The 23,187-nt window shown below is 74.7% G+C and carries 16 protein-coding genes; 11 read left to right on the forward strand and 5 right to left on the reverse strand.

Annotated elements, in window-relative coordinates:
- The 8 genes from E1300_RS50480 to E1300_RS32990 form a co-directional block, all read left to right on the forward strand.
- Positions 1-210, forward strand: a 210-nt coding sequence (locus tag E1300_RS50480; RefSeq protein ID WP_165503102.1) for a hypothetical protein, incomplete at its 5' end; no start/stop codon positions are given.
- 275 nt (positions 211-485) lie between these two features.
- Positions 486-1,691, forward strand: a complete 1,206-nt coding sequence (locus E1300_RS32960) for a cytochrome P450 (RefSeq protein WP_131761020.1) — start codon at positions 486-488, stop codon at positions 1,689-1,691.
- A gap of 36 nt (positions 1,692-1,727) precedes the next feature.
- Positions 1,728-2,465, forward strand: coding sequence for an SDR family oxidoreductase (locus E1300_RS32965; RefSeq protein WP_131761021.1), 738 nt, complete (start codon positions 1,728-1,730; stop codon positions 2,463-2,465).
- Between the two features lie 47 nt (positions 2,466-2,512).
- On the forward strand, positions 2,513-3,466 hold the full coding sequence (locus E1300_RS32970; protein ID WP_131761022.1) for a cucumopine synthase-related protein: 954 nt from the start codon (positions 2,513-2,515) through the stop codon (positions 3,464-3,466).
- Complete coding sequence (locus tag E1300_RS32975; protein ID WP_131761023.1) at positions 3,463-4,557, forward strand: NAD(P)/FAD-dependent oxidoreductase; 1,095 nt, start codon at positions 3,463-3,465, stop codon at positions 4,555-4,557. Before E1300_RS32970 ends, E1300_RS32975 begins: the two co-directional genes overlap by 4 nt.
- Positions 4,558-4,643: 86 nt before the next feature.
- Positions 4,644-6,014 (forward strand): cytochrome P450 family protein, encoded by a 1,371-nt coding sequence (locus tag E1300_RS32980; RefSeq protein ID WP_207400083.1) that lies wholly within the window; start codon positions 4,644-4,646, stop codon positions 6,012-6,014.
- Positions 6,015-6,374: 360 nt separating this feature from the next.
- Positions 6,375-7,214 (forward strand): IS5 family transposase, encoded by an 840-nt coding sequence (locus tag E1300_RS32985; protein ID WP_131761024.1) that lies wholly within the window; start codon positions 6,375-6,377, stop codon positions 7,212-7,214.
- A 30-nt stretch (positions 7,215-7,244) separates the two neighbouring features.
- Positions 7,245-7,967: an SAM-dependent methyltransferase gene (locus E1300_RS32990; RefSeq protein ID WP_278045404.1), complete on the forward strand. Its 723-nt coding sequence runs from the start codon at positions 7,245-7,247 to the stop codon at positions 7,965-7,967.
- A 19-nt stretch (positions 7,968-7,986) separates the two neighbouring features.
- On the opposite strand, the gene E1300_RS32995 is transcribed toward E1300_RS32990, so the two are convergent.
- A complete protein-coding gene (locus E1300_RS32995) occupies positions 7,987-8,418 on the reverse strand; it encodes a rhodanese-like domain-containing protein (protein WP_131761026.1) in 432 nt (143 codons plus the stop codon).
- 131 nt (positions 8,419-8,549) lie between these two features.
- On the opposite strand from E1300_RS32995, the gene E1300_RS33000 reads away from it, so the two are divergent.
- Positions 8,550-9,377 (forward strand): N-acetylmuramoyl-L-alanine amidase, encoded by an 828-nt coding sequence (locus tag E1300_RS33000; protein WP_306440689.1) that lies wholly within the window; start codon positions 8,550-8,552, stop codon positions 9,375-9,377.
- 52 nt (positions 9,378-9,429) lie between these two features.
- Here E1300_RS33000 and E1300_RS33005 read toward each other — a convergent pair whose 3' ends face one another.
- The 4 genes from E1300_RS33005 to E1300_RS33020 form a co-directional block, all read right to left on the reverse strand.
- Positions 9,430-10,764 (reverse strand): helix-turn-helix domain-containing protein, encoded by a 1,335-nt coding sequence (locus tag E1300_RS33005; protein ID WP_165503103.1) that lies wholly within the window; start codon positions 10,762-10,764, stop codon positions 9,430-9,432.
- A gap of 256 nt (positions 10,765-11,020) precedes the next feature.
- Complete coding sequence (locus E1300_RS33010) at positions 11,021-12,034, reverse strand: TauD/TfdA family dioxygenase (RefSeq protein ID WP_207400084.1); 1,014 nt, start codon at positions 12,032-12,034, stop codon at positions 11,021-11,023.
- Positions 12,035-12,036: 2 nt separating this feature from the next.
- Complete coding sequence (locus E1300_RS33015) at positions 12,037-12,798, reverse strand: SDR family NAD(P)-dependent oxidoreductase (RefSeq protein WP_131761029.1); 762 nt, start codon at positions 12,796-12,798, stop codon at positions 12,037-12,039.
- A gap of 61 nt (positions 12,799-12,859) precedes the next feature.
- Positions 12,860-13,894, reverse strand: coding sequence for an SAM-dependent methyltransferase (locus tag E1300_RS33020; protein ID WP_131761030.1), 1,035 nt, complete (start codon positions 13,892-13,894; stop codon positions 12,860-12,862).
- A 224-nt stretch (positions 13,895-14,118) separates the two neighbouring features.
- Here E1300_RS33020 and E1300_RS33025 point away from each other — a divergent pair, with 224 nt between their 5' ends.
- Together E1300_RS33025 and E1300_RS33030 are read left to right on the forward strand one after the other, a co-directional pair.
- Positions 14,119-15,144 (forward strand): pyridoxal phosphate-dependent aminotransferase, encoded by a 1,026-nt coding sequence (locus tag E1300_RS33025; RefSeq protein ID WP_165503104.1) that lies wholly within the window; start codon positions 14,119-14,121, stop codon positions 15,142-15,144.
- Positions 15,145-15,194: 50 nt separating this feature from the next.
- Positions 15,195-23,187, forward strand: a 7,993-nt coding sequence (locus E1300_RS33030; RefSeq protein WP_131761032.1) for a non-ribosomal peptide synthetase, incomplete at its 3' end; no start/stop codon positions are given.

The following is a 23,187-nucleotide window of genomic DNA, read 5'->3' on the forward strand; positions in this document are numbered from 1 at the left end:
GTCCCCGCGCTGCGCGCCCTGCGCGACGCGGCCGGAGCGGCGGGGACGGCACGGGTGGCGGCGGCCGAGGCGCTGTGGCGTGTCACCGGCGACACCACGGAGGCGCTGCCCGTCCTGCGCGCGTACGCGTCCGGGCAAGGCGACGCCGCCGCACACGCGCGGTACGCGATCCAGCGCATCGAGCCCCCCGAACCGCCCCGCCACGGATGATGCCGGGCTACGCGGCCTGAAGCGGCTGCCCGAGAAGGCACGAGAGGATCATTACCGTTCGGCGATTGCGTGCTTACCGACCGCTCGCCGTGTGGTGGGGCCGAGCTTTTGGAACGGTTCCTAAAAGGCGCTGACCCCTTGAACGGCGGCCATTGTTGTGCCACTCTCCTGAAGGGATCGTTCCTCGGAAACGGTGCGGTGGCCGCTGCGGGCGCGCGGCATGCGCTCGGTTACCCGGTCGTGGACGCGCTGCTGGTCGACCTAGGGAAAAGCGGATGAGCATCGAGTCGGTGGAAACAGGGTCGATCTACTACGACCCCTACGACTACGAGATCGACAGGGATCCGCATCCGGTCTGGCGGCGGATGCGCGAGGAGGCGCCGGTCTACTGGAACGAGCGGTACGAGTTCTTCGCGCTGAGCCGTTTCCAGGACGTGTGGGACGCCTACCACGACACGGCGACGTTCAGCTCGTCCCACGGCGTGGAGCTCGAACGGCTCGACCGGCCGGTCGAGCAGCCCATGATGATCTTCATGGACCCGCCGGAGCACGACCGGCTGCGCGCCCTCGTGAGCAAGGCGTTCACCCCGGGGCGCGTCCGGCGGCTGGAGGAGTCGATCACCGCGCTCGTCGACGAGTACCTCGACCCCTTCCGCGGGACGTCCGGATTCGACTTCGTCCGCGACTTCGGCGCCCTCCTGCCGCCCGTGGTGATCGGCGAGCTGCTGGGCGTGCCCGCGGCGGACCGCGACCTCTTCCGCACCTGGAACGACCAGCTGCTGCACCGCGAGGAGGGGCAGACCGAGCCGGGCGAGGAGGCCGCGGAGGCCGGGCGGGCGATGTTCCTCTACACGCTGGAGATGATCGCCGAACGGCGCCGGCGGCCGCGCGAGGACCTGATCACCGCGCTGACCCGGGCGGAGGTCCAGGACGCCGGCGGCGTCCGGACGCTGACCGAGGACGAGGTCGTCTTCTTCGTCCTGCTGCTGGCCGGCGCCGGGGTCGAGACGGTCGCGCGGCTGCTGAGCTGGACGGCGGTCGTCCTGGCCCGCAACCCCGACCAGCGCGCGCTGCTCGCCGCCGACCCGTCGCTGGTGCCCGGCGCGATCGAGGAGCTGCTCCGCTTCGAGGCGCCGTCGCCGGTCAACGGCCGCTGGACGACCCGCCCGGTGGAGGTCCAGGGCGTCACGATCCCCGCGGAGTCGAAGGTGCTGCTGCTCAACGGCAGCGCCAACCGCGACCCCCGCGAGTTCGCCGACCCCGACCGGTTCGACGTGCGGCGCTCGATCGGGCGGCACATCACGTTCGGCTTCGGCGCCCACTTCTGCCTCGGCGCCGCGCTGGCCCGCATGGAGGGCAGGCTCGCCCTGGCCGGGACGCTGCGGCGGTTCCCCGTCTGGGAGATCGACGAGTCGGAGCTCGTCCCGGTGCACACGAGCACGGTCCGCGGGTTCAGCTCGGTGCCGGTCCACCTCGCCTGAACCCGCCCGCAACGTCCGACGTCCGGGAGGGACGACATGGGAATGCTCGACGGCAGGCGCGTGCTGGTGGTCGGCGCGTCCAGAGGGATCGGGGCCGCGGTCGCCGCCGCCTGCGCCGAGCAGGGCGCGCGGGTGGCGCTGGCCGCGCGGTCCGCCGAGAAGCTCTCGGTCGCCGCGAAGGAGTGCGGCGAGGGGGCCGTCACCGTCGCCTGCGACGTCCGCGACGAGGGGCGGTGCCGCGAGGCCGTCGCCACGGTGGTCGAGAGGCTCGGCGGCCTGGACACGCTGGTCTACACGGTCGGCATGGGCCTGTTCAAGGCGGTGAGCGAGATCGACTCCGACAGCTGGCGCGCGGTGTTCGAGACGAACGTCTTCGGCGCCGCCCACGTCACCAGCGCCGCCGTCCCCCACCTGGAGCAGGCGGGCGGCCACGCCGTCTACATGGGCTCGGAGTCGGCCCTGTACGAGCCGAGCCCGTGGCGCGGCATCGCCGCCTACATCGCCTCGAAGCGCGCCCTGGACTCGGTCGTGCGCTCCTACCGGGCCGAACATCCCGCGGTCGCGTTCACCAACTTCTGCCCGGGCGCCACCATCACCGAGTTCGCGGCGGACATCCCGCAGGAGGCCATGGAGCGGTACGTGCCGGAGTGGGTCGACCGCGGCTACCTCGGCAGCGGGCTGCTGGAGTCCTCCGACCACGCGCGGATGGTCGTGAGCATCCTCGGCCTGCCCGAGCGCGTCCACGTCGACCGGGTCGAGGTCCGCCCCCGCTGACCCCACCCCCTGTTACTGCAAGTCACAGTATTGTTACACTTCGTTAGGTGGACGTAGCGAAGAAGCAACGGCAGATCGAGATCGACTGGTCGGATCTCGGCATCACGGTGACCGTGGACCTGGACGGGCGGAACGCCGAGCTGGCCCAGGCGCTCTGGGACGGGCTGCCGTACCGCAGCCTCCAGGGCCACGCGCTGGTGGCCGGCCACCACCTGTTCCACGTCGCGCCGGTGTCCGAGCTGCTGTACATGCCCGCCACCTGCAAGGTCGACCGGAGGGGCGCGCCCGACGGCACGGTGTTCTGCTCGCGCCTCCAGCACCTCGGCATCAAGTACGGGCGGCTGAGCGAGCCGATGCCCGCGACGCCGATCGGCCGCGTCCGGGAGGAGGACCTCGACGCGCTCGACGAGGCCGGGCGGTCGGTGTGGGACGCGGTGTACTCCTCGACCCGGCCGCTGATCGCCGAGGTCCGGCGGGCCGGCGAGGGCGGCGGGCACCGGTTGCCGCGGCTGGCCGCCGAGGACCCGGCGGTGGACGCCCTGATCGGCGAGCTGCACGCCGAGACCGAGCGGGTCTGGCTCGATCCGCCCCAGGAGCTCGTGGACGTGCACGAGGGCCGGATCGCCTCGGGGGCGGGGAGCTTCGACACCGTCCTCACGACGATGCTGTTCGTCAACGGCGAGACGCGCCCGCTCGGCTACTGCTGCTACAGCGGGCTCGTGCGGGCCGCGCTGGAGGACGTGCCGCTCGACGCGCTCCGCCGGATGGCCCGCATCCTCGGCGCCGTCCCCGCCGAGTTCCTCGGCTACTGCGGGCTGCGCACCCTGCACGGCTTCAGCGAGCGCGCGCTCGACGCGACCGACCGCATCGACCGGCGGGAGGACTTCGTCGCGCTGATGTCGCACATGGCCCTGTACGCCAACTGCCTCGGCGGCTGGAACCTCCAGCTGTTCCCCTGGCATCTCGGCGACCACCTGCGCCAAGCGGTCACGCCGGCATGACCGTCCCGGACCGCGCGGACGCGGTCGTCATCGGCGGCGGGGTGATCGGGCTGTCGGCCGCCGGGCAGCTCGCCGCGGCCGGGGCGCGGACGGTGCTGCTGGAGCGCGGCGAGCTCGGCTCGGGCGCCTCGCGGGCCACGGCCGGGGTACTGCGCGCCTACTTCTCCGGCGACCCCGCGGCGTCGCGGCTGGCGGTGCGGAGCCTCGCGGCCTACCGGCGCCTCCCCGCCGCGCCGCCCATGCGCCAGGTCGGCTACCTCGTCCTGCTCACCGACCCCGAGCAGGCCGCCGCGGTCGAGGCCGAGCTGCCCGCGCAGCGGGACGCCGGGGTGCGGGTCGAGCTGATCGGCGCCGCCGAGGCCAGGCGGCGCAACCCGCTCGTCGACGAACCCGGCCTCCTGGCGGCGGCCTGGTCGCCGCAGGCGTACGTCAGCGACACCCCGGCGATCGTGCGGGCCCTGGCCGGGGCCGCCGCCCGGGCGGGCGCCGCGCTGTGCACGGACCGCGCCGTCACGGCGGTGGACGCCGCCGCGGGACGGGTGCACACCGCCCAGGGGACCGTCACTGCGCGGGCGATCGTGTGCGCGGCCGGCGCCTGGTCGTCCTGGATCGCCGCCGAGGCGGGCGTGGACCTGCCGCTGACCGGACCGGCCGTCCAGGAGCTGCTCGCGGCGCCGCTGCCGGACGTCCCGGACATCCCGGTCACCCTGCACGCCGCGAGCGGCCTGCTCGTCCGCAAGCGCGGCGACGGGCTCCTGATCGGCATGGGCTTCCCCGGGCCCGACCGGGACGCGTGGCTCGCGCGGACCAGGGCCCAGCTGGGGCGCACCTACCCGGGCGTCGACCTGGACGGCCTGCGCAGTGCCGTGACCGGCCCCCGGGACGCCAGCCCGGACCGGTCGGCGTTCGTCGGCCACGTCCCCGGACCGCCGGCGTTCCTCTACGCCACCGGGTTCTCCGGCCGCGGGCTGTGCCACGCCCCGGCGGCGGGCGAGCTCGTCCGGGCCCTGTACCTCGGCGACGACCTCGCGGCCGGGTTCGGCATCGACCCCGGCAGGCTAGCCGCGGGACCGGAGCGGTGCGCGGGCTGACGGGCGCCTGATCGAACGATCTGAACCGACGACACCGAACGGACGGAGGCACCCGCATGGACGAACGCACCCGCACGAACGAACGCATGGACCAACGCACGGACGAACGCACGGACGAAGGCGTTCGCGCGGACGAGGGCGTTCGCGCGGACGAAGGCGTTGGCACGGACGACGGCGCCCGCGCGGACGACGGCGCCCGCGCGACCGACCCGTGGCACGGCCGGGTGGTCATCGACCCGTGCATGCGCGACGTGCACGGCCAGAACGAGCGCCTCCGCGCGGCGGGCCCGCTGGTGCCGGTGGAGCTGCCCGGCCATGTGCGCGCCTGGGCGGCCACCCGCCACGACACGCTGGAGACCGTCCTCGCCCATCCCGCCCTGTCCAAGGAGCTGCGGTACTGGGCCGACTGGGCCGGGGGAGCGGTGCCCGCCGACTGGCCGCTCAACAACATCATCACCGCCGAGTCCATGATCACCAAGGAGGGCGGGGAGCACCGCCGGCTGCGCCGGATGGTGAGCCGGGCGTTCACCCCGCGGCACATCGAGGAGCTGCGCCCGCGCGTCGGGGAGGTGGCCGCCGAGCTGCTGGACGGGCTGGCCGGCGACGCGCCGGGCCCGGTCGACCTGCGGCTCCGCTACGCCTACCCGCTGCCCAGGAACGTGATCTGCGAGCTGGTCGGCATGCCGCGCGCGTGGCACGCCGAGCTGAACAAGCTCACCGACGCGCTCATCCGGATCACCGACGACGCCGACTACGCCGCGTCCCGCATGCGGACGCTCCGCGAGCTGTTCGCCGAGGTGATCGAGCTGCGCCGGCGGGAGCCCGCGGACGACCTCACGAGCGCGCTCATCGCCGTCCGCGACGACGAGGGCGGCCGGCTGAGCGAGGCCGAGCTGCACGACATGGTCATGACGCTGTTCGTCGCCGGGCACGAGACCACCATCAACCTGATCACCAACGCGGTCCGGGCCCTGCTCGCGCATCCGGGCGAGCTCGCGCCGCTGCGCGACGGGACGGTGCCGTGGAGCGCGGCGGTCGAGGAGACGCTGCGCTGGGACTCGCCGGTCGCCTACTTCCCGATGCGCTACGTGACCCGCGACGCCGAGATCGACGGCGTCCGGCTGCGCGCCGGCGACGCCGTCGTCGCCTGCTACGCCGCGGCCGGGCGCGATCCCGGGCACTACGGCGAGCGGGCCACCCGGTTCCAGGTGTGCGACCCGCCCGCCGCGCACCTGTCGTTCGGGCACGGCGAGCACTTCTGCCTGGGCGCGGCCCTCGCCCGCCTGGAGGCGGAGGTGGCCCTGGAAGCCCTGTTCGAGGCGTTCCCCGACCTGGCGCCGGACACCTCGCGGGGCGACCCGGAACCGCTCGGCACCCCGCTGAGCAACAGCATCCGCTCCCTGCCCGTCCTGCTCCCGGAGCCCCGCGGGCGGGCCGGGGCGGGGGACCGCCGCTGAGACCGGCTCCGGCCGCCGGACGGTGTGCCCTTTCCGCCCATTCTAGTTGCCCGGAACCGCCCGCGCTGCTTGGCTTTCGGCATGGAGGCCGACACCGCGAACCCGGCCCGCGTCTACGACTACTTACAGGGCGTTTGGTCCGAGTTGCGCCTGTTACGTGGTGTCTTGTCGGGTGATCTTCGTGTGGCATGCGATGTCAGATGAGGCGGCAGTGCGTCCGGTGGCGTGAGCACACTGCGTTCTGCCCGGTCATGCCTACTTCATCCTGTCTGGTCCCAAGATGAGGGACGATGCGGGGTTTCCCGGCTGGGTGGATGCATACCGCTGGGCATTTCGGTGTGGCCGGCGTAAGCCAAGGACATGAGCCAACCACGCCGCTACCCCAGCGACCTGTCCGACGAACGCTGGGCACTGATCGAACCAACGTTGACCGCCTGGCGCGCCGCACGCCGCCAGCACGCCCTGGACATCGGCCGCCCACCCGAACACGACCTACGCGCCCTGATGAACGCGATCCTCTACGTCGACCGCACCGGCATCCCCTGGCGCTACCTGCCGCACGACTACCCGCCCTGGGCCAGCGTCTACTCCTACTTCGCCGCCTGGCAAAAAGACGGCGTCTTCACCGAGCTCACCGGCCTGCTGCGCCGTCTGGTCCGCCAGCAGGACGGCCGCGACGCCGAGCCCAGCGCCGCCATCATCGACTCCCAAAGCGTCAAAAGCGCCACCACCGTGCCCGCCCGCACCCGCGGCTTCGACGCCGGCAAGAAAATCGTCGGCCGCAAACGCAACATCATCACCGACACCCTCGGGCTGCTGCTGGCGGTGCTGGTCACCGCCGCCAGCGTGCAAGACGCAACCGCCGGAGCACAGCTGCTGACCAGTGCCGCCGCCACCTATCCGACCATCACCAAGGCCTGGACCGACACCGCCTACCGCGCCCAATTCATCGACCACGCCGCCCGCCTGGGCATCGACGCCGAAACCGTCCGCCGCGACCCCGCCACCAGAGGGTTCGTCGTCCAACCCCGCCGCTGGGTCATCGAACGCACCTTCGGCTGGCTCATGCTCCACCGCCGCCTGGTGCGCGACTACGAAGCCCTGCCCGCCCGCTCCGAAGCCATGATCCACCTCGCCGCCATCGACCTCATGAGCCGACGACTCACCAGCCAAGCAACACCCACATGGCGCGGCACCTGACTCAAGAATCCGGGACCAAACGCCCTGTTACTGGGAGGCAAGGACAACTTCCAAGCCGACCGCGAGGTCGCCGCGCGGCTGCTGGAGGTGTACCCGCCCGCCCGCGAGGCGATCGTGCAGAACCGCAAGTTCCTGATCCGCGCGGTCGAGTACCTGGCGCGCGAGGCGGGCGTCCGCCGGTTCCTCGACATCGGCGCCGGCCTGCCGACGCGCGACAACGTGCACGAGGTCGCGCGGCGGAACGCGCCCGGCTCGCAGACCGTCTACGTCGACAACGACCCGGTGGTCCTCGCGCACGCCCGCGCCCTGCTCGCCGGCGGCGACGGCGTGCAGGTCGTCGAGGGAGACCTGCGCGAGCCCGACGGCATCCTGAAGGCCGCGGCGGTGCGGCGGCTGCTGGAGCCGGGGGAGCCGGTCGCGCTGCTGATCGTCGCCCTGCTGGACTTCATCACCGCGGACGAGCGGCCGCACGCCGCGGTCGCGGCGCTCGTGGACGCGCTGCCGTCCGGATCCCACCTGGTGATCACGCACGGGGTGACCGACGACGCGCACGCGCGGACGCAGCGCGACGCGCAGGCCGCCTACGACAACGCGACCGCGGGCTTCCGGCCGCGGACCCGCGAGGAGATCGGGCGCTTCCTGGACGGGCTGGAGGTCGTGCCGCCGGGCCTCGTGGAGGTCACCGCGTGGCGCCCGGACGGCGAGGCGAGACCGTCCCCGGCCACCAGCGCCGCCGTAGCCCGCAAACCCTGACGGCCCGCGGCGGGGCGTCTCAGGCGCCGCCCCCGGCGGGTTCGCCGGGGCCGCGGGGGCGGCGCGGGGACGGGAGCCGCTCGATCGGCAGGCCCGCCTTCTCCCACGCCTGGAAGCCGCCGATGACGTCGGTGGCGCGGCGCAGCCCGAGCCGCTGGAGGCTCTCGGCGGCCAGCGACGAGGAGTAGCCCTCGGCGCAGATGACGATCCAGTGGAGGTCGGCCGAGACGGCCTCGGGGATGCGGGCGTCGCACAGCGGGTCGAGGCGCCACTCCAGATGGTTGCGCTCGACGACGATCGCGCCGGGGATGTCGCCGCCGTCCCGGCGCTGGAACTCGGGCCTGGTGTCCACGAGCAGCGCGCCGCGGGACACCGCGAGCCAGGCCTCCCGCGGATGGAGGCGCCGCAGGCCGCGGCGCGAGCGCGCGAGCGAGGCGTCGATTCCCGTCATCACGATGATCGTATCCTGGTGACGATCTTGGTTTCGCGCGGTCCGGCCGGGCGCAGACTGACGGTAGGACGGCCGTTCCGGCGGGGAGCGGCCGGGACGGGAACGGCGGCAACGGGGGGACGGAGGCGGACGTGCGGATCGCCCGCGGCGGCTCGGCGGCCGCCGGCCTGGCGCTGTGCCTCGGCGCGCTGTTCGCGTGCGGCGGCGGTTCTGGTGGCGGTTCCGGCGGCGCGCCGTCCGGGACGCCGGGGACGGCCGCGCCGTCCGGGAGCGGGAGCCGCGGCGCGACGGCGGGAGGGACGTCCGTGCTGAAGGGCAAGGTCATCGTGCTCGATCCGGGGCACAACGGCGGGAACGCGGGCCACCCCGAGGAGATCGGCAGGCAGGTCTTCGTCGGCAACGGCTCCAAGGCGTGCAACACGACGGGCACCGCCACCGCCGAAGGCTACGCCGAGCACGCCTTCACCTGGGACGTGGCCGGACGGCTCGCGCGGCTGCTCCGGGACCGGGGCGCGAGCGTCACGCTGACGCGGCGCGACGACACCGGTGTCGGGCCGTGCGTCGACGAGCGCGCCGCGATCGCCAACCGGCTGCGCGCCGACGCCGCCCTGTCGATCCACGGGGACGGCGCCGCACCGTCCGGGCACGGCTTCCACGTGATCGAGCCGCTTCCGGTGGGCGGCAACGCCGGGATCGTCGCCCCGTCCGCGCGGCTGGGCACGGCGATCCGGGACGCCTACCGCGACGGCACCGGCGTCCCGCCCGCCACCTACGTCGGACTCGACGGCCTGGACCGGCGCGACGACCTCGGCGGGCTCAACTTGTCCCGGGTCCCGGCCGTCTTCATCGAGTGCGGCAACATGCGCAACACCGGCGACGCGGCGCAGATGTCCAGCGCCCCGTTCCGCCAGCGCATGGCCGAGGCCCTGGCCCGCGGCTTCGAGCACTACCTGGGCTGAGCCTCTCGCGCCGTCCGTTCAGGCCATGGGCGCCGTCATGCCGGGGAAGCCGTCATGCCGGGGAAGCCGTCATGCCGGGGGAGCCGTCCGCGCCGGCCGGTGCGGGACGGTCCGCGCCGAGGGCGTTGACGATCTCGCGGACGTAGCCGAGCAGCCGGTAGGAGTACCGGGGGCCGCGCCGCACCTGCACGAGCGAGGACTCGACCAGGTCGGCCAGCGGGCCGACGAGGTCGGGGACGGGGGCGCCGTCCCGGCGGCACGCGCGCTCGGCGTCCTCGATGGTGAAGGCGCCGCCGAGCCCGGCGAGCCGGTGCAGCAGGCCGCGCGCGTCGTCGTTCAGCAGGTCGTAGCTCCACCGGACGCTGTCGGCGAGGGTGTGCTGGTGCGGCAGGCCGGTCGGCCGCGGCTGGTCGATGATCTGCGCGACGGCCTGCTCGCGGAGCAGCCGGTCCAGCGAGATGGACCGCAGCCGCAGCGCGGCCAGCTCGATCGCGAACGGGATGCCGTCGAGCTTCGCGCACAGCGCGCGGATGGGGCCGAGCTGCGCGGTCAGGTCGAGGGTGGGGCAGGCCGCCCGGGCCCGCCGCAGGAACAGCTCGACGGCGTCGGGCCGCTCGCCGCCGGTGACGGCGAGCGGTCCGACCTCCCACGAGCTCGCGATCGGCGACGAGATCGGGCGGCGCGAGGAGACGATCAGGCTGAGCTCCGGGCGGTCGGCCAGCAGCGGCCGGGAGAGCCGGGTGAGGGTCTCCGTCACGTGGTCGGCGTTGTCGATGACGAGGAGCCTGCGCGGGCCGTCGCCCGGGCACCGGGAAGGGGGCGCGGCCGGTCCCGGCGCCGGGGAGCCGGCGGCGCGGGGCTCGCAGGGCGTCCCGGCGGGTTCGGCGTGCGGCCGGAGGGCGGCGTGCACGGCGTCCCACAGCCGGTCCAGGTCCCCGTTCTCGGGGTTCCGTTCGGGTGGCAGATGGCCCGCTTCGAGGACGGTCACGCCGTCGCCGAACGCCGGGAGCAGCCGGTGCGCGGCGGCCAGCGCCAGCCGTGTCTTGCCCACGCCGCCGGGGCCGGTGAGCACGACGCACCGCTCGCTCCGCATCAGGTCGTGGATCCGGTCGAGGTCGGCCGCGCGGCCCACGAGCGGCTCGCCGTCGCCGCGGGGCCCGAGCCAGCGCTCCGGCCGCTCGGCGGCCCAGCCGCCCAGCCCCTCCGCGGCGAACGCGGCGCGCAGCAGGTCGACGGAGGCGCGCCGGGGGTTCCGAATCACGCCCCGTTCGAGGTTGCGGATGGTGCGCACGCTGACCGTCGACCGCTCCGCGAGCTCCTCCTGCGACCATCCCGCCGCCCTACGCTGAGCGACCAGGTATTCACTGAGCCTGTCATCGAGTACCACTGGCGTTGCCCCCTCGCGATCGGTACCGACTATTCGTCGGAAAAGGGGGCCCGGATTGGGATGTCGTTCCGTCTCCGGATGGGCGCGCACCGCTATCGCGCCATTGCGCGATGGGCGGATTTTCCAGGGAACGGCGAGGTGGTGCGGCGATAACGGCGCCATTTCGCGGAAAGCGGCCGGAATGCCCCGCGTGAGGGAGACCGGTGCGGTGCCGACCACATGTGGTCGGCACCGCACCGGTCCAGGGGTGGGTCCGTCAGAGGATGATCCGGCCGCCGGGCTCGGTGGCGTCGCCCGTCCAGCGGCGCCGGCCGCGGCTGACGATCAGCTTGCGCAGCCAGCGGTCCGTGCCGTCGTAGCGGGCGGTGAACGACTCGCGCGCGTGCGCGGCGGCGTGGTTGTCGAGGACGAGCAGGGTGCCCTGGTCCACGACGACGGGCTGCCGCACCCGCTCCAGCTCGGCCCGCAGCGCGTCCAGGGCCCGCCGGGCGGCCGGGTCGTCCCCGGCGCAGTCCATGAACGGCTCGTCGTACCGGATGTAGGGGTGGTCGGCCGAGCCGAAGAGCACGGGGACCGGCCGCGGCTCGTCGCGGGCCTCCAGCGCGCGCGCCAGCGCGGGATCGCCGGGCGCCCGCAGCTCCAGCTGCCGGATGTGCTCGTCGTCGGGGACGATGTGGAACCTCGGCTCCGACAGCAGCCGGCGGTCGCGCTCGGAGAGCGACAGGTCGCGTGCGGAGGAGATGTAGGTGGGGGTGCGGTCGGCGTTGCGGACGCCGAACAGCAGCAGGTAGTCGCAGGAGTCCGCGCGGAACGCGTCGTCGGTGTGGAACAGCAGGTACGCCTCGCTGCCGTGCCCGCTCATCCGCCGCTCGTCCCCCTTGACCGGGAAGACGTCCTGGACGAGGCGGCCGAACTGGAGGGTCGCCCAGGCGAACGGCTCGCCCAGCGCCATGCCGCACATCGCCATGTAGAGGTCGGAGTCGATCGTCGAGCGGTGCCCCTCCGGGCGCTCCCAGTGGCCGGGCGTGGGGCCGACCGCGCCGTCGTCGACCGGGAACCCGCGGATCAGGCAGGCCGCCGACGGCTCGTTGCGCCGGAAGTCGTCCAGCCTGCGGCGGAGGCCGGCCGGGAGCAGGTCCTGGCAGTCCCAGCGCCGCTCGTAGAACGGGGGCTCGACGGGCGACAGCCCGTCCCGCCGCAGGTCCGCGAGCGCCGCCCGGAGAGCGGCCACGTCCTGGGGGTCCAGCGTGTACTCGAGTGTGCGCGCCATGGTCATCGCTTCTGTCGGGTCACCGGGGTGAGGCCGCCGGTGCCGTGGTCGGAGGTGGTGCCGCCGGCGATCTCGCCGCCGTCGATGACGAGTTCCTGGCCGGTCACGTAGCGCGCCTCGGGGGAGGCCAGGTAGAAGAAGGCCTCGGCGATCTCCTCGGGGGCGGCGTGGCGGCCCGCCGGGATGCGCGCGCTCACCGCGTCCAGCATCTCCGGCGAGTACTCCGCGAGCTGCATCGGCGTCAGCACGGCGCCGGGGCTCACGCAGGCCGCGCGGACCGCCGGGCTGAGCTCCAGCGCGAACGTGCGGCACAGCGCGGCGATCCCGGCCTTCGCCGCGTTGTAGTCGGCGTAGCGGGGGAAGCCGCGGTGGCCGTTGATGGAGCCGGTGGCGAGCAGCACGCCGCCGCCGGCGGCCGCCATGTACCGGGCGGCGCACCGCCACATGCCGAGCACGCCCAGCAGGTCGACGTCCACCACGCGGCGGGCGTCGGCCTCGGTGAGCTCCAGGACGCCGTGCGGGACGCTGATGCCGGCGTTCGCGACCGCGACGTCGAGGCGGCCCCGCTCGCGGTGGACCGCCGCGAGGGCCGCCTCGACCGCCGTCCAGTCGGCGACGTCGGCCTCCAGCCAGGGGATGCCCTCGGACGGCCCGTCCGGGGGCCGGACGTCGAGGTTGTAGACGTGGTCGCCCGCGCGGCGGAACCGCTCCGCGGTCGCCCGCCCGATCCCCCGCGACGCGCCCGAGATGACGATGGTGCGCATGCTCGCCGTCCAATGCTGTTTCGAGTGCCAGGTGCCGTCCGGCGGAACGCCGTGCGGCCGGTCAGGGCCGGGAGAGGAGGAAGCCGATCTCGAAGCCGGTCGAGTCGACGCGGGGGTCGGTCGTGGCGGCCGCGGCGGTCAGCCCGGCCCGCGCGAACAGGGCGCGCCACCAGGCGCTCGTCTCCAGCCGCTGCTCGGTGATCGTGTGGATGAGGAAGTACGGGTTGTGGAAGGCCTTCGCCATGCCGTGCGTGCTGACCAGCGGCGAGTCCGGCTGGTAGTCCATCTCCACGACGACCCAGCGCGTATCCGGGAAGGCGTCGAACGTCGCGGCGAGCAGGTCCCGGACGGCGTCCTCGCCGCCCTGCTCCAGCATCTCCTGGAGGACGAACGCCGTGAGGAACGCGGCGCCGCGCCCGCCGTCCGGCAGGTCGAGCTTGGCGACGTCGGCGGCGGTGGCCGTCACGAACTCCAGGCGGTCCTCCAGGCCGTGCCGGGCGCGCAGCTCCAGGGCGCGCTCCACGCTGCCCGGGTTCGGCTCGACGCCGATGCCGCGCAGCCCGGGGCGGCGCTTGAGGATCTCGATGAGGAACGCGCCGTCGCCGCAGCCGAGGTCGACGAGCGTGCTCGGCTCGGTCCCCGCGGAGTCGAGGAGCTCCAGTGCGAGCGGGAGCGTGTCGGTGACGCCGATGCCGGTGCTTCCGGCCCCGACCTGCGTCGCGTCCCGCCCGGCGTAGCCGGCGCCGCGCCGCAGCACGTCGCCGAGCTGCTGGAACGTGACGCCGTAGCCGCCGACGAGCATCTGGTACCAGGCCGCGAACGTGGGGAGGTCGCGGCCCTTGCCGGTGAGCGACCAGCCGCCGTCGTCGAGGACGTAGTCCTCGTTCTGGAGGTAGAGGAGGACGGCGCCGAGCCGGCGCTCGTCGAGGCCGAGGCGGTCCGCGAGCGCCGCCGTGCCCGTCCCCGGCGCGTCCTCCAGGGCGCCGAACACGCCGAGCCGGAGCGCGTGGTGCAGCACGCTCGCGAGGAAGAAGTGCCGGATCGGCTGGATGTGCTCGATGGCGCGGCGTTCGTAATCCGGTGGTGGCCTCTTCATGGCGCTGCGTCCTCCAGTGCGGGAATTCCCGCGTATTCGGACCAATGGATGCCCTGAATGCTGCCAGCCGCGTTCCGGCCGCCCAAGGCAGCGGCGCGGCAATTGCCGGTGCCCGCCGAGGCAGTTCACGGGGCTTTGTTGCCGCTCCGTTGCCTGGATTCGGGAAGGCGCGGCGGGCCAGTCTGCTGGAGGAGCCGAAATGGCGGGAGGGCGAGGTGGGCGACATGGGTGCGGTGGACGCGACGAGGACGGACGTGCTCTGGCTCGACTGGAACGAGAGCCCGCTCGGGCCGCCGCCGGCCGCGGTGCGCCGGGTGGCCGCGGCCGCGCGCCGCCTGCACGAGTACCCGCGCCACCTGCTGGACGAGGTCACCGAGCTGGCCGCCGCGCGGCACGGCGTGGCGCCGTCCCAGGTCCTGCTGACCTCCGGCGTGGACGAGGCGCTCGACATCGCGATGACGCTGGTGGAGCGCGGCTGGGCGGTCGAGCCCGGTTTCGACTTCCACGCCCGTGTCGTGGCGTGGGGGAAGCCCTTCCTTCCGATCCGGCTCGGCCCGGACTGGCAGCCGGCGGGACGCGACGACATCCGCGCCACGGACGCGGTGTTCATCGCCCAGCCGGGAAATCCCACGGGAAATCTGATCGAGCGGGACTGGATCGACGAGTACCGCGCCTCGGCCGGGATCTATTTCCAGGACGAGACGTACCAGGAGTTCTGCTCGGCCCCGAGCATCCTCGGCGAGGAACTCGGCCCGGACGTCCTCGTGTACCGCAGTTTCGCCAAGGCGTGGGGGCTCGCCGGGATCCGGGTCGGCTGCCTGGTCGGCGAGGCCGGTCTCATCGCCCGGCTGGAGCCGCTGCGCCGGTTCATGCCGATCGACGCGGTCAGCCTCAGCGCGGCGGCCGGGGTGCTGGCCGAGCCGGACTTCGTCGACGCGCTCACCGCGCACGTGCTGCGGGAGCGCCCGCGGCTCGCCGCCCTGCTGCGCGCGAGCGGGCTGTTCCTGGACGTCCGCGACACCGAGACCAACTTCGTGATCGCCCGGGTGGAGCGGGGGAGGGCAGCGGCGCTCGTCGCGGCGCTGGAGCGCCTCGGGGTCCGGGTCAAGCCCTGCGACTTCTTCGGGCTGGACGACTGGATCCGGGTCGGCGTCGGCACCGCCGAAGACCACGCCCGCCTCGGCGAGGTCCTCGCCCGGCTGCGCCCGGAGTTCGCCCCGCGGGCCGAGGCGGCCGCCGGCCCGGCGTGAATCCACGCGAACCGAGAGCCCTGGCCCGAACCGCTGATGGGAGACCCAGCGTGAACAAGCAGTCGCCGCTGGAAGCCGTGCTGCCGCTCACCCCCCTCCAGGACGGGCTGCTCTTCCACGCCCTGGTCGGCGAGGACGGCGTGGACGTCTACAACGCGCAGGCCGCCTTCGAGCTGACCGGCCCCCTCGACGCCGGCAGGCTCCGCGCGTCGTGGCGGGCGCTGATCGCCCGGCACGCGGCGCTGCGGGCCGGGTTCGTGCGGCGCCGGTCCGGGCGGGCCGTCCAGGCGATCGCCCGCACGGCCGACCCGCCGTGGACGGACGTGGACCTCACCGCGCTGCCCCCGGACGAGCGCGATGGCCGTGCCGCGGAGCTGCTGGCGGCCGACCGGGCGCGGCGCTTCGACATGGCCCGCCCGCCGCTGCTGCGCCTCACGCTGGTGCGGAAGGCCGCCGGCCGGCACGTCATGGCCTGCACGTTCCACCACGTCCTGCTGGACGGCTGGTCCACGCCGCTCGTCTTCCGCGACCTGTTCGCGATCTACGCCGCCGGCGGGGACGCGGGCGCGCTGCCTCCCGCCGCGCCGCTCGATGCGTTCCTCGGCTGGCTGTCGGACCGCGACCGGGACGCCGCCGAGGCCGCCTGGCGCGCGGCGCTCGCCGGTGTCGGGGAGCCCACGCTCGTCGCGCCCGGCACCCGGCTCGCGTGGACGCCGGTGGCGCCGCGGCGGGTCACCGCCCACCTGCCGGAGGAGTCCGCGGCGGCGCTCGCGGCGCTGGCCCGCCGCCGCGGGCTGACCATGAGCACGGTCGTCGAGGCGGCGTGGGCGCTGCTGATCGGCTCGCTCACCGGCCGGGACGACGTGGTGTTCGGCGCGACGGTGTCCGGGCGCCCCGCGGAGCTGCCCCGGGTCGAGGAGATGGTGGGCCTGCTCATCAACACCGTGCCGGTGCGCGTCCGCCTCGATCCGGCCGAGACGCTGGGGGACCTCCTCGCGCGGGTGCAGCGCGAGCAGCTCGACCTCGCCCCGCACCACCACCTGGGCCTGCCCGACGTCCAGCGCGCCGCCGGGATCGGGGAGCTGTTCGACACCGCGGTCGCGTTCGAGAACACCCCGCTGGACGGGGACGCGGTCAGCGCCGCCGTCCCGGAGCTCGGCATCGAGCTCGTCGGCGACGGCGCGGACCCGGAGGGCACCCACTACGCGCTCAGCCTGGCGGTCTTCCCCGAGCGGGGCCTGCGGCTGGAGCTCGGCTACCGGCCCGACGCGATCGACCGGGAGACCGCCGAGGCGTGCGCCGCGCGGCTCCTGCACCTGCTGGAGACGGCGGCCGCGTCCGCCGGCACCGAGGTCGGCCGGATCGCGGTGGCCACGCCCGCCGAGCGGGCGACGATGCTCGGCCCCTGGAACGACACCGGCGCCGCCTTCCCGGACACGGACCTGGCGGGCGTGTTCGAGGCGCAGGCCCGGCGCACCCCGGACCGCGTCGCTCTGGTCGGCGACGGCGAGCGGCTGACCTACCGGGACCTCGACGCGCACGCCGGGCGGCTGGCGCGCCGCCTGGCCCGCCGCGGCGCCGGACCCGACCGGTTCGTCGCGGTGCTGCTCCCGCGCACCGCCGACGCGGTCGTCGCCGTCCTCGCCGTCCTGAAGACCGGCGCCGCCTACCTCCCGCTGGACGCGGAGCACCCGGCGGACCGCAACGCGGAGATCATCGCGGACGCCGGCCCGGTGGCGGTGCTGACCACCCGCGGCCTGGCCGCGCGCGCACCCGAGGCCCCGGGCGCGGCCCGCGTCTACGTCGAGGACGATGACGGTTCCGAGGCGTCCGCGCCGGGTGGGCCGTTCCGGCGGGCCGAGGCACTGCTGCCGCACCACCTGGCGTACGCGATCTGCACCTCCGGCTCCACCGGCAGGCCGAAGGCCGTCGCGGTGGAGCACCGCAGCCTGTCCAACATGTACTTCAGCCACCACCGCAACATCTACCGGCCGGCGGAGGAGGCGGCGCACGGGCGGCGGGTCCGGGTCTCGTTCACGTTCTCGTTCGGCTTCGACGGCATCTGGAGCCCGCTGTTCTGGATGATCGCCGGGCACGAGCTGCACCTCGTCGGGGACGACGCCCGCAAGGACGCCAGGGCGCTCGTCGACCACGTCGCGAAGGACGGGATCGACGTGCTGGAGACGACGCCGAGCCTCGGCGCCCAGCTCCTCGCCGCGGGCCTGGCGGACGGGACCGGCCACCGGGTGAGCGTGCTCGCCGTGGGCGGGGACGAGGTGCCCCGGCCGCTGTGGCGGGAACTGCGGGAGGCGCCGTTCGACGCCGTCTACAACGCCTACGGGCCGACCGAGTGCACGATCGACCCGCTGTACTGCGCGGTCAAGGACGTCCCGGATCCGAGCATCGGCCGTCCCGCCGCCAACAACCGGGTCTACGTGCTGGACGGGACGCTGCGGCTCGTCCCGCCCGGTGTGGTGGGGGAGCTGTACATCGCGGGCGCTGGCCTGGCCCGGGGCTACCTCAACCGCCCGGGTCTGACGTCCGAGCGGTTCGTGGCGGACCCGTTCGGCGCGCCGGGCGCGCGGATGTACCGGACCGGCGACCTGGTGCGCTGGGACCGCGACGGCCGGCTCGCGTTCGCCGGCCGCGCGGACGACCAGGTGAAGATCCGCGGGTTCCGGGTCGAGCCGGGCGAGGTCGAAGCGGCGCTGGCCGCGCGTCCCGAGGTGGACCGGGCGGTGGTCGTGGTCAGGGAGGACCGCCCCGGGGTCAAGCGGCTCGTCGCCTACGCCGTCCCGGCGGACGGGCGGGCGATCGACCCCGCGGAACTGCGCCGCCACCTCGGGTCGGTGGTGCCCGACTACATGGTCCCCGCGGCGTTCGTGTCCCTGGACGCCGTGCCGGTGAACGCCAACGGGAAGGTGGACCGGCGCGCCCTTCCCGCCCCGGAGATCACCGGAACGGCGGAGTACCGCCCGCCGAGCACGCCGCGGGAGGCGGCGCTGTGCGGGGTGTTCGCCGAGGTGCTGGGCCTGGAGCGGGTCGGGGCCGACGACGGCTTCTTCGAGCTGGGCGGCGACTCGATCATCTCCATCCAGCTCGCCGCGCGGGCCCGCGCGGCGGGACTGGTGATCACCCCGCGCGACGTCTTCACGCGCCGGACGGTCGCGTCCCTCGCCGAGGCCGCCCGGCCGGTGGAGGAGGAGCGCGGGGCTCCCATGCCCCGGGCCCTGGTGGAGATGGACGAGCAGGAGGCCGCGCGGTGGGCCGTCCCGGGCGTCGAGGTGCAGGAGTACCTTCCCTTGGCACCGCTGCAAGAAGGGCTGCTGTTCCACGCGCTCTACGACGCGGAGGGTGTCGACGTCTACAACGTCCAGGTCGCGTGCGAGATCTCCGGCGCTCTGGACATGGACCTGCTGCGCGCCTCCTGCCAGGCGCTGCTCGACCGGCACGACACTCTGCGGGCGGCGTTCGTGCAGCGGGCGTCGGGCGAGACCGTCCAGGCCATCGCCCGCCGGGTGGACGCCCCGTGGGAGCACGTGGACATCGGCGCGCTGGACGGCCCCGAGCGGGACCGGCGCCTCGGGGAACTGCTGGCGCGGGACCGGGCGCGGCGGTTCGCGATGGACCGCCCGCCGCTGGCGCGGTTCACGCTGGTCCGGCTGGCGGACGAGCGGCACGTGCTGGCGTTCACCCACCACCACGTCCTGCTGGACGGCTGGTCGCTGCCGCGGATCCTGGAGGAGCTGTTCGAGCTCTACGGGCTCGGCGCCGACGCGGCGCGCCTCCCGGCCGCCGCGCCGCTGCGCGACTACCTGGCCTGGCTCGCGGACCGCGACCCGGAGGACTCCGAGCGGGCCTGGCGCGCGGAGCTCGCCGGGGTGGACGAGCCGACCTTCGTCGTGCCGGACGGGCCCGGCCGCGACGTGCCCGTGCTCCCGCGGCGCGTCCCGATCGAGCTGTCGGCGCCGGAGACCGAGGCGGTCACGGCGATGGCGCGGGCGCGGGGGCTGACGCTGAACACGGTCGTGCAGGGCGCCTGGGCGCTGCTGCTCGGCGTGCTGACCGGCCGCGACGACGTGGTCTTCGGCGCGACCGTCGCCGGGCGCCCGCCCGAGCTGCCCGGCGTGGAGCGCATGGCGGGACTGCTGATGAACACCGTCCCGGTCCGGGTGCCGCTCGACCCCGCCGAGCCGCTCGGCCGCGTGCTGGCCCGGCTCCAGGACCGGCAGTCGGCCCTCGCGGCGCACCAGCACCTGGCGCTGCCGCGCGTCCAGCGGCTCGCCGGCCACGAGCTGTTCGACACCCTGGTCGCGTTCGAGAACGTGCCGGGCGGCGCCGGGCCCCAGCGCGAGGACGTGTCCGGCCTGGTGGTCACGCCGAGCGAGGCGGCCGACACCACCGTCGCCGCGCACTACCCGCTCAGCCTGGCGGTCTTCCCCGGCGGGCGGCTGCGCCTGGACCTCAACCACCGCCCCGACCTCCTGGACCGCCGGACCGCCGAGTCGATCGCCGCGCGGCTGCGCCGCCTGCTCGTCGCCTCCGCGCAGGACCAGGACGTCCCCCTCGGCCGCATCGACACGGTCACCGCCTCGGAGCGCGCCGCGATGCTGGGGCCGTGGAACGGCGCCGTCCGTCCGGCGGGCCGCCTCGCCTCGTCCGTCCAAGAGGAGTTCGGCCGCCAGGCCGCCCGCACACCGGACGCCGTGGCCGTGGTGTTCCGCGACCAGGAGCTGACGTACGCGGAACTGGACCGGCGGTCGGACGCGCTGGCACGGCGGCTCGTCCGGCTCGGGATCGGCGCCGAGGACGCCGTCGCCGTCCTCCAGGAGCGCACCGCCGACCTGGTGGTCTCCCTGCTGGCCGTGCTCAAGGCCGGCGGGGCCTACGTGCCGCTGGAGCGCCGCTTCCCCGCGTCCCGGCTGCGGGACGTCATGCGCGACACCGGCGCCGCGGTGCTGCTGACCGACGAGGCGTCGCGCGGCACCGGGTTCGACCACGACGCGGCGGTCATCGTCGTCGACGAACACGAACACGAACCTGCGGCGGACGGCGGCGGACCTGCGCTCCCAGCGCAGGGCCATCCCGACCAGGTCGCCTACGTGATGTACACCTCCGGCTCGACCGGAGGGCCCAAGGGCGTGATGACCACGCACCGCGACGTGCTGGAGTTCGCCGCCGACCGGGAGTGGCGTGGCGCCGACCACGCCCGCGTGCTGTTCCACTCGGCGCAGGCGTTCGACGGCACCGTCTACGAGCTGTGGGTGCCGCTGCTGACGGGCGGCCGGGTGGTGGTGTGCCCGGTCCCGGACCTGGACGTCGCCGCCCTGGGCCGCGCCGTCGCCGACCACGGCGTCACCGCCGTGTTCATGACGTCGGGCCTGTTCCGCGCCGTGGCGAGCGAGGAGCCGCGCGTCCTCGCGGGCGTCCGGCAGGTGTGGACGGGCGGCGACGTCGTCTCGTCCGCGGGCGTCCGGCGGGTGCTGGAGGCGTGTCCCGGCCTGGTCGTGGTCGACGTCTACGGCCCCACCGAGACCACGGTGTACGCGACCTTCTGCCCGATCCGCTCGGCCGCGGAGGTCCGGGACACGCTGCCGATCGGCCGCCCGCTGGACGGCACGAGAGCGTACGTGCTGGACGGCGCGTTGCGGCTCGTCCCGCCCGGTGTGGTGGGGGAGCTGTACATCGGGGGCGCCGGTCTGGCCCGCGGGTACCTCAATCGGCCGGGTCTGTCGGCGGAGCGGTTCGTCGCGGACCCATTCGGCGACCCGGGCGCGCGGATGTACCGGACGGGCGACCTGGTGCGCTGGGATGACGGCGGCCGCCTGGTGTTCGCGGGCCGGGCCGACGACCAGGTGAAGGTACGCGGGTTCCGGGTGGAGCCGGGCGAGATCGAGGCGGCGCTGAGCGGGCATCCCGACGTCCGTCAGGCGGTCGTCCTGGCCCGGGAGGACCGTCCCGGCGCCAAGCGGCTCGTCGCCTATGTGGTCCCGGCGCGCGACGGGGAACTCGACCCGGCCGACCTCCGCGCGCACGCGGCGTCCGCCCTTCCGGACTACATGGTCCCGGCGGCCTTCGTGTCCCTGGACACCATGCCGGTCAACGCGAACGGCAAGGTGGACCGGCGCGCCCTGCCCGCGCCGGAGGCGGCCGGGACGGCGGAGTACCGCGAACCCCGGACGCCCCGTGAGGCGGTGCTCTGCGGGATCTTCGCCGCGGTGCTGGGCCTGGATCGGGTCGGGGCCGGCGACGACTTCTTCGAGCTGGGCGGCGACTCGATCATCTCGGTCCGGCTGGCCGCGCGGGCGCGTGCCGCCGGGCTGGTGCTGACGCCGCGCGAGGTGTTCACCCTCCGCACCGCCGCCGCGCTCGCACGAGCGGCACGGCTCGTGGACGCGGAGGACGGAGACACTGAGGACGGCGACAAGGACGCCGGGCGGCGGCGTCCGCTGCTGGAACTCGACGACGGCGAGCTCGACTTCCTCGCGTCGTCGCAGACGGCCGAAGTGGAGGAGTACCTCCCGCTGTCACCGTTGCAGGAGGGACTGCTCTTCCACGCGCTGTACGACGCGGAAAGCGTGGACGTCTACAACGTCCAGGTCGCGTGCGAGATCTCCGGCGCCCTGGACGTCGACCTCCTGCGCGCCTCCTGCGGGGCGCTGCTCGACCGGCACGAGACGTTGCGGGCGGCGTTCGTGCAGCGGCGCTCGGGGCAGACGGTCCAGGCCATCGTCCGAGGCGTGGACGTGCCGTGGGAGCAGGCCGACCTCGGCGGGCTCGACCCGGAGACGGGACTGCGGCGCCTCGACGAGCTGCTGTCGCGGGAGCGGGCGCGGCGGTTCGCGATGGACCGTCCGCCGCTCGCGCGCTTCCTGCTGATCCGGCTCGGCGCCGACCGGCACGTCCTCGCGTTCACCCACCACCACATCCTCCTGGACGGCTGGTCGCTGCCGCAGGTGCTGCGGGACCTGTTCGAGCTGTACGGGCGGGGCGGCGACGGCGCCGGGCTCCCGGAACCGGTGCCGCTGCGCGACTACCTGGCCTGGCTCGCCGACCGCGACGTGGACGCCTCCGAGCGGGCGTGGCGGGCGGAGCTCGCCGGGGTGGACGAGCCGACCTTCGCCGTCCCGGGCGCGGACGGGCGCGGCCTTCCGGTGCTCCCGCGGCGCGTCCCGATCGAGCTGTCGGCGCCGGAGACCGAGGCGCTGACGGCGATGGCGCGGGCGCGGGGGCTGACGCTGAACACGGTCGTGCAGGGCGCCTGGGCGCTGCTGCTCGGCGTGCTGACCGGCCGCGACGACGTGGTCTTCGGCGCGACCGTCGCCGGCCGCCCGCCCGAGCTGCCCGGTGTCGAGGACATGGCCGGGCTGCTGATGAACACCGTCCCGGTCCGCGTCGCCCTCGACCCGGCCGAGCCCGCCGCCCGCATGCTCGCGCGGTTGCAGGACCGGCAGTCCGCGCTGGCCGCCCACCAGCACCTCGCGCTGCCCCGCGTCCAGCGCCTGGCGGGCCACGAGCTGTTCGACACCTCGACCATCTTCCAGAACATCGCCGCCGACGAGGGCCCGCTCCGCTACACGGTCGGGGACGTCGAGGTCGCGGTCACCGACGCCGGGAACGAGTCGGTGGGGACGACGCACTACCCGCTGACCCTCATCGGGATGCCGGGACCGCGGCTGCGCCTGCACCTCAGCCACCGGCCCGACCTCGTCGGGACCGCGGCGGCGGCCGCGCTGATGGAGCGCCTGCGGCGGCTGCTGGCCGTGCTCGCCGAGGCGCCGGACACGCCGCTCAACATGATCGACGTCCTGGACGCGGAGGAGCGCCGGACCCTGCTCGGCATCCGCAACGACACCGCGGTGCCCGTCCCGCGGACCACGCTCCCCGAGCTGTTCCGCGCCCAGGTCCGGCGCACCCCGGACGCGGCCGCGCTGGTCTGGGACGGCGGAGCGCTCACCTACCGGGAGCTCGACGCCCGCGTGGACCGCCTGGCCGCGGCCCTGCGCGCGGCGGGGGCGGCGCGCGGGCGGGCCGTCGCGGTGG

The sequence above is a fragment of the Actinomadura fibrosa genome, from assembly GCF_900659615.1.
GTDB classification, from domain to species: Bacteria; Actinomycetota; Actinomycetes; order Streptosporangiales; family Streptosporangiaceae; genus Spirillospora; species Spirillospora fibrosa.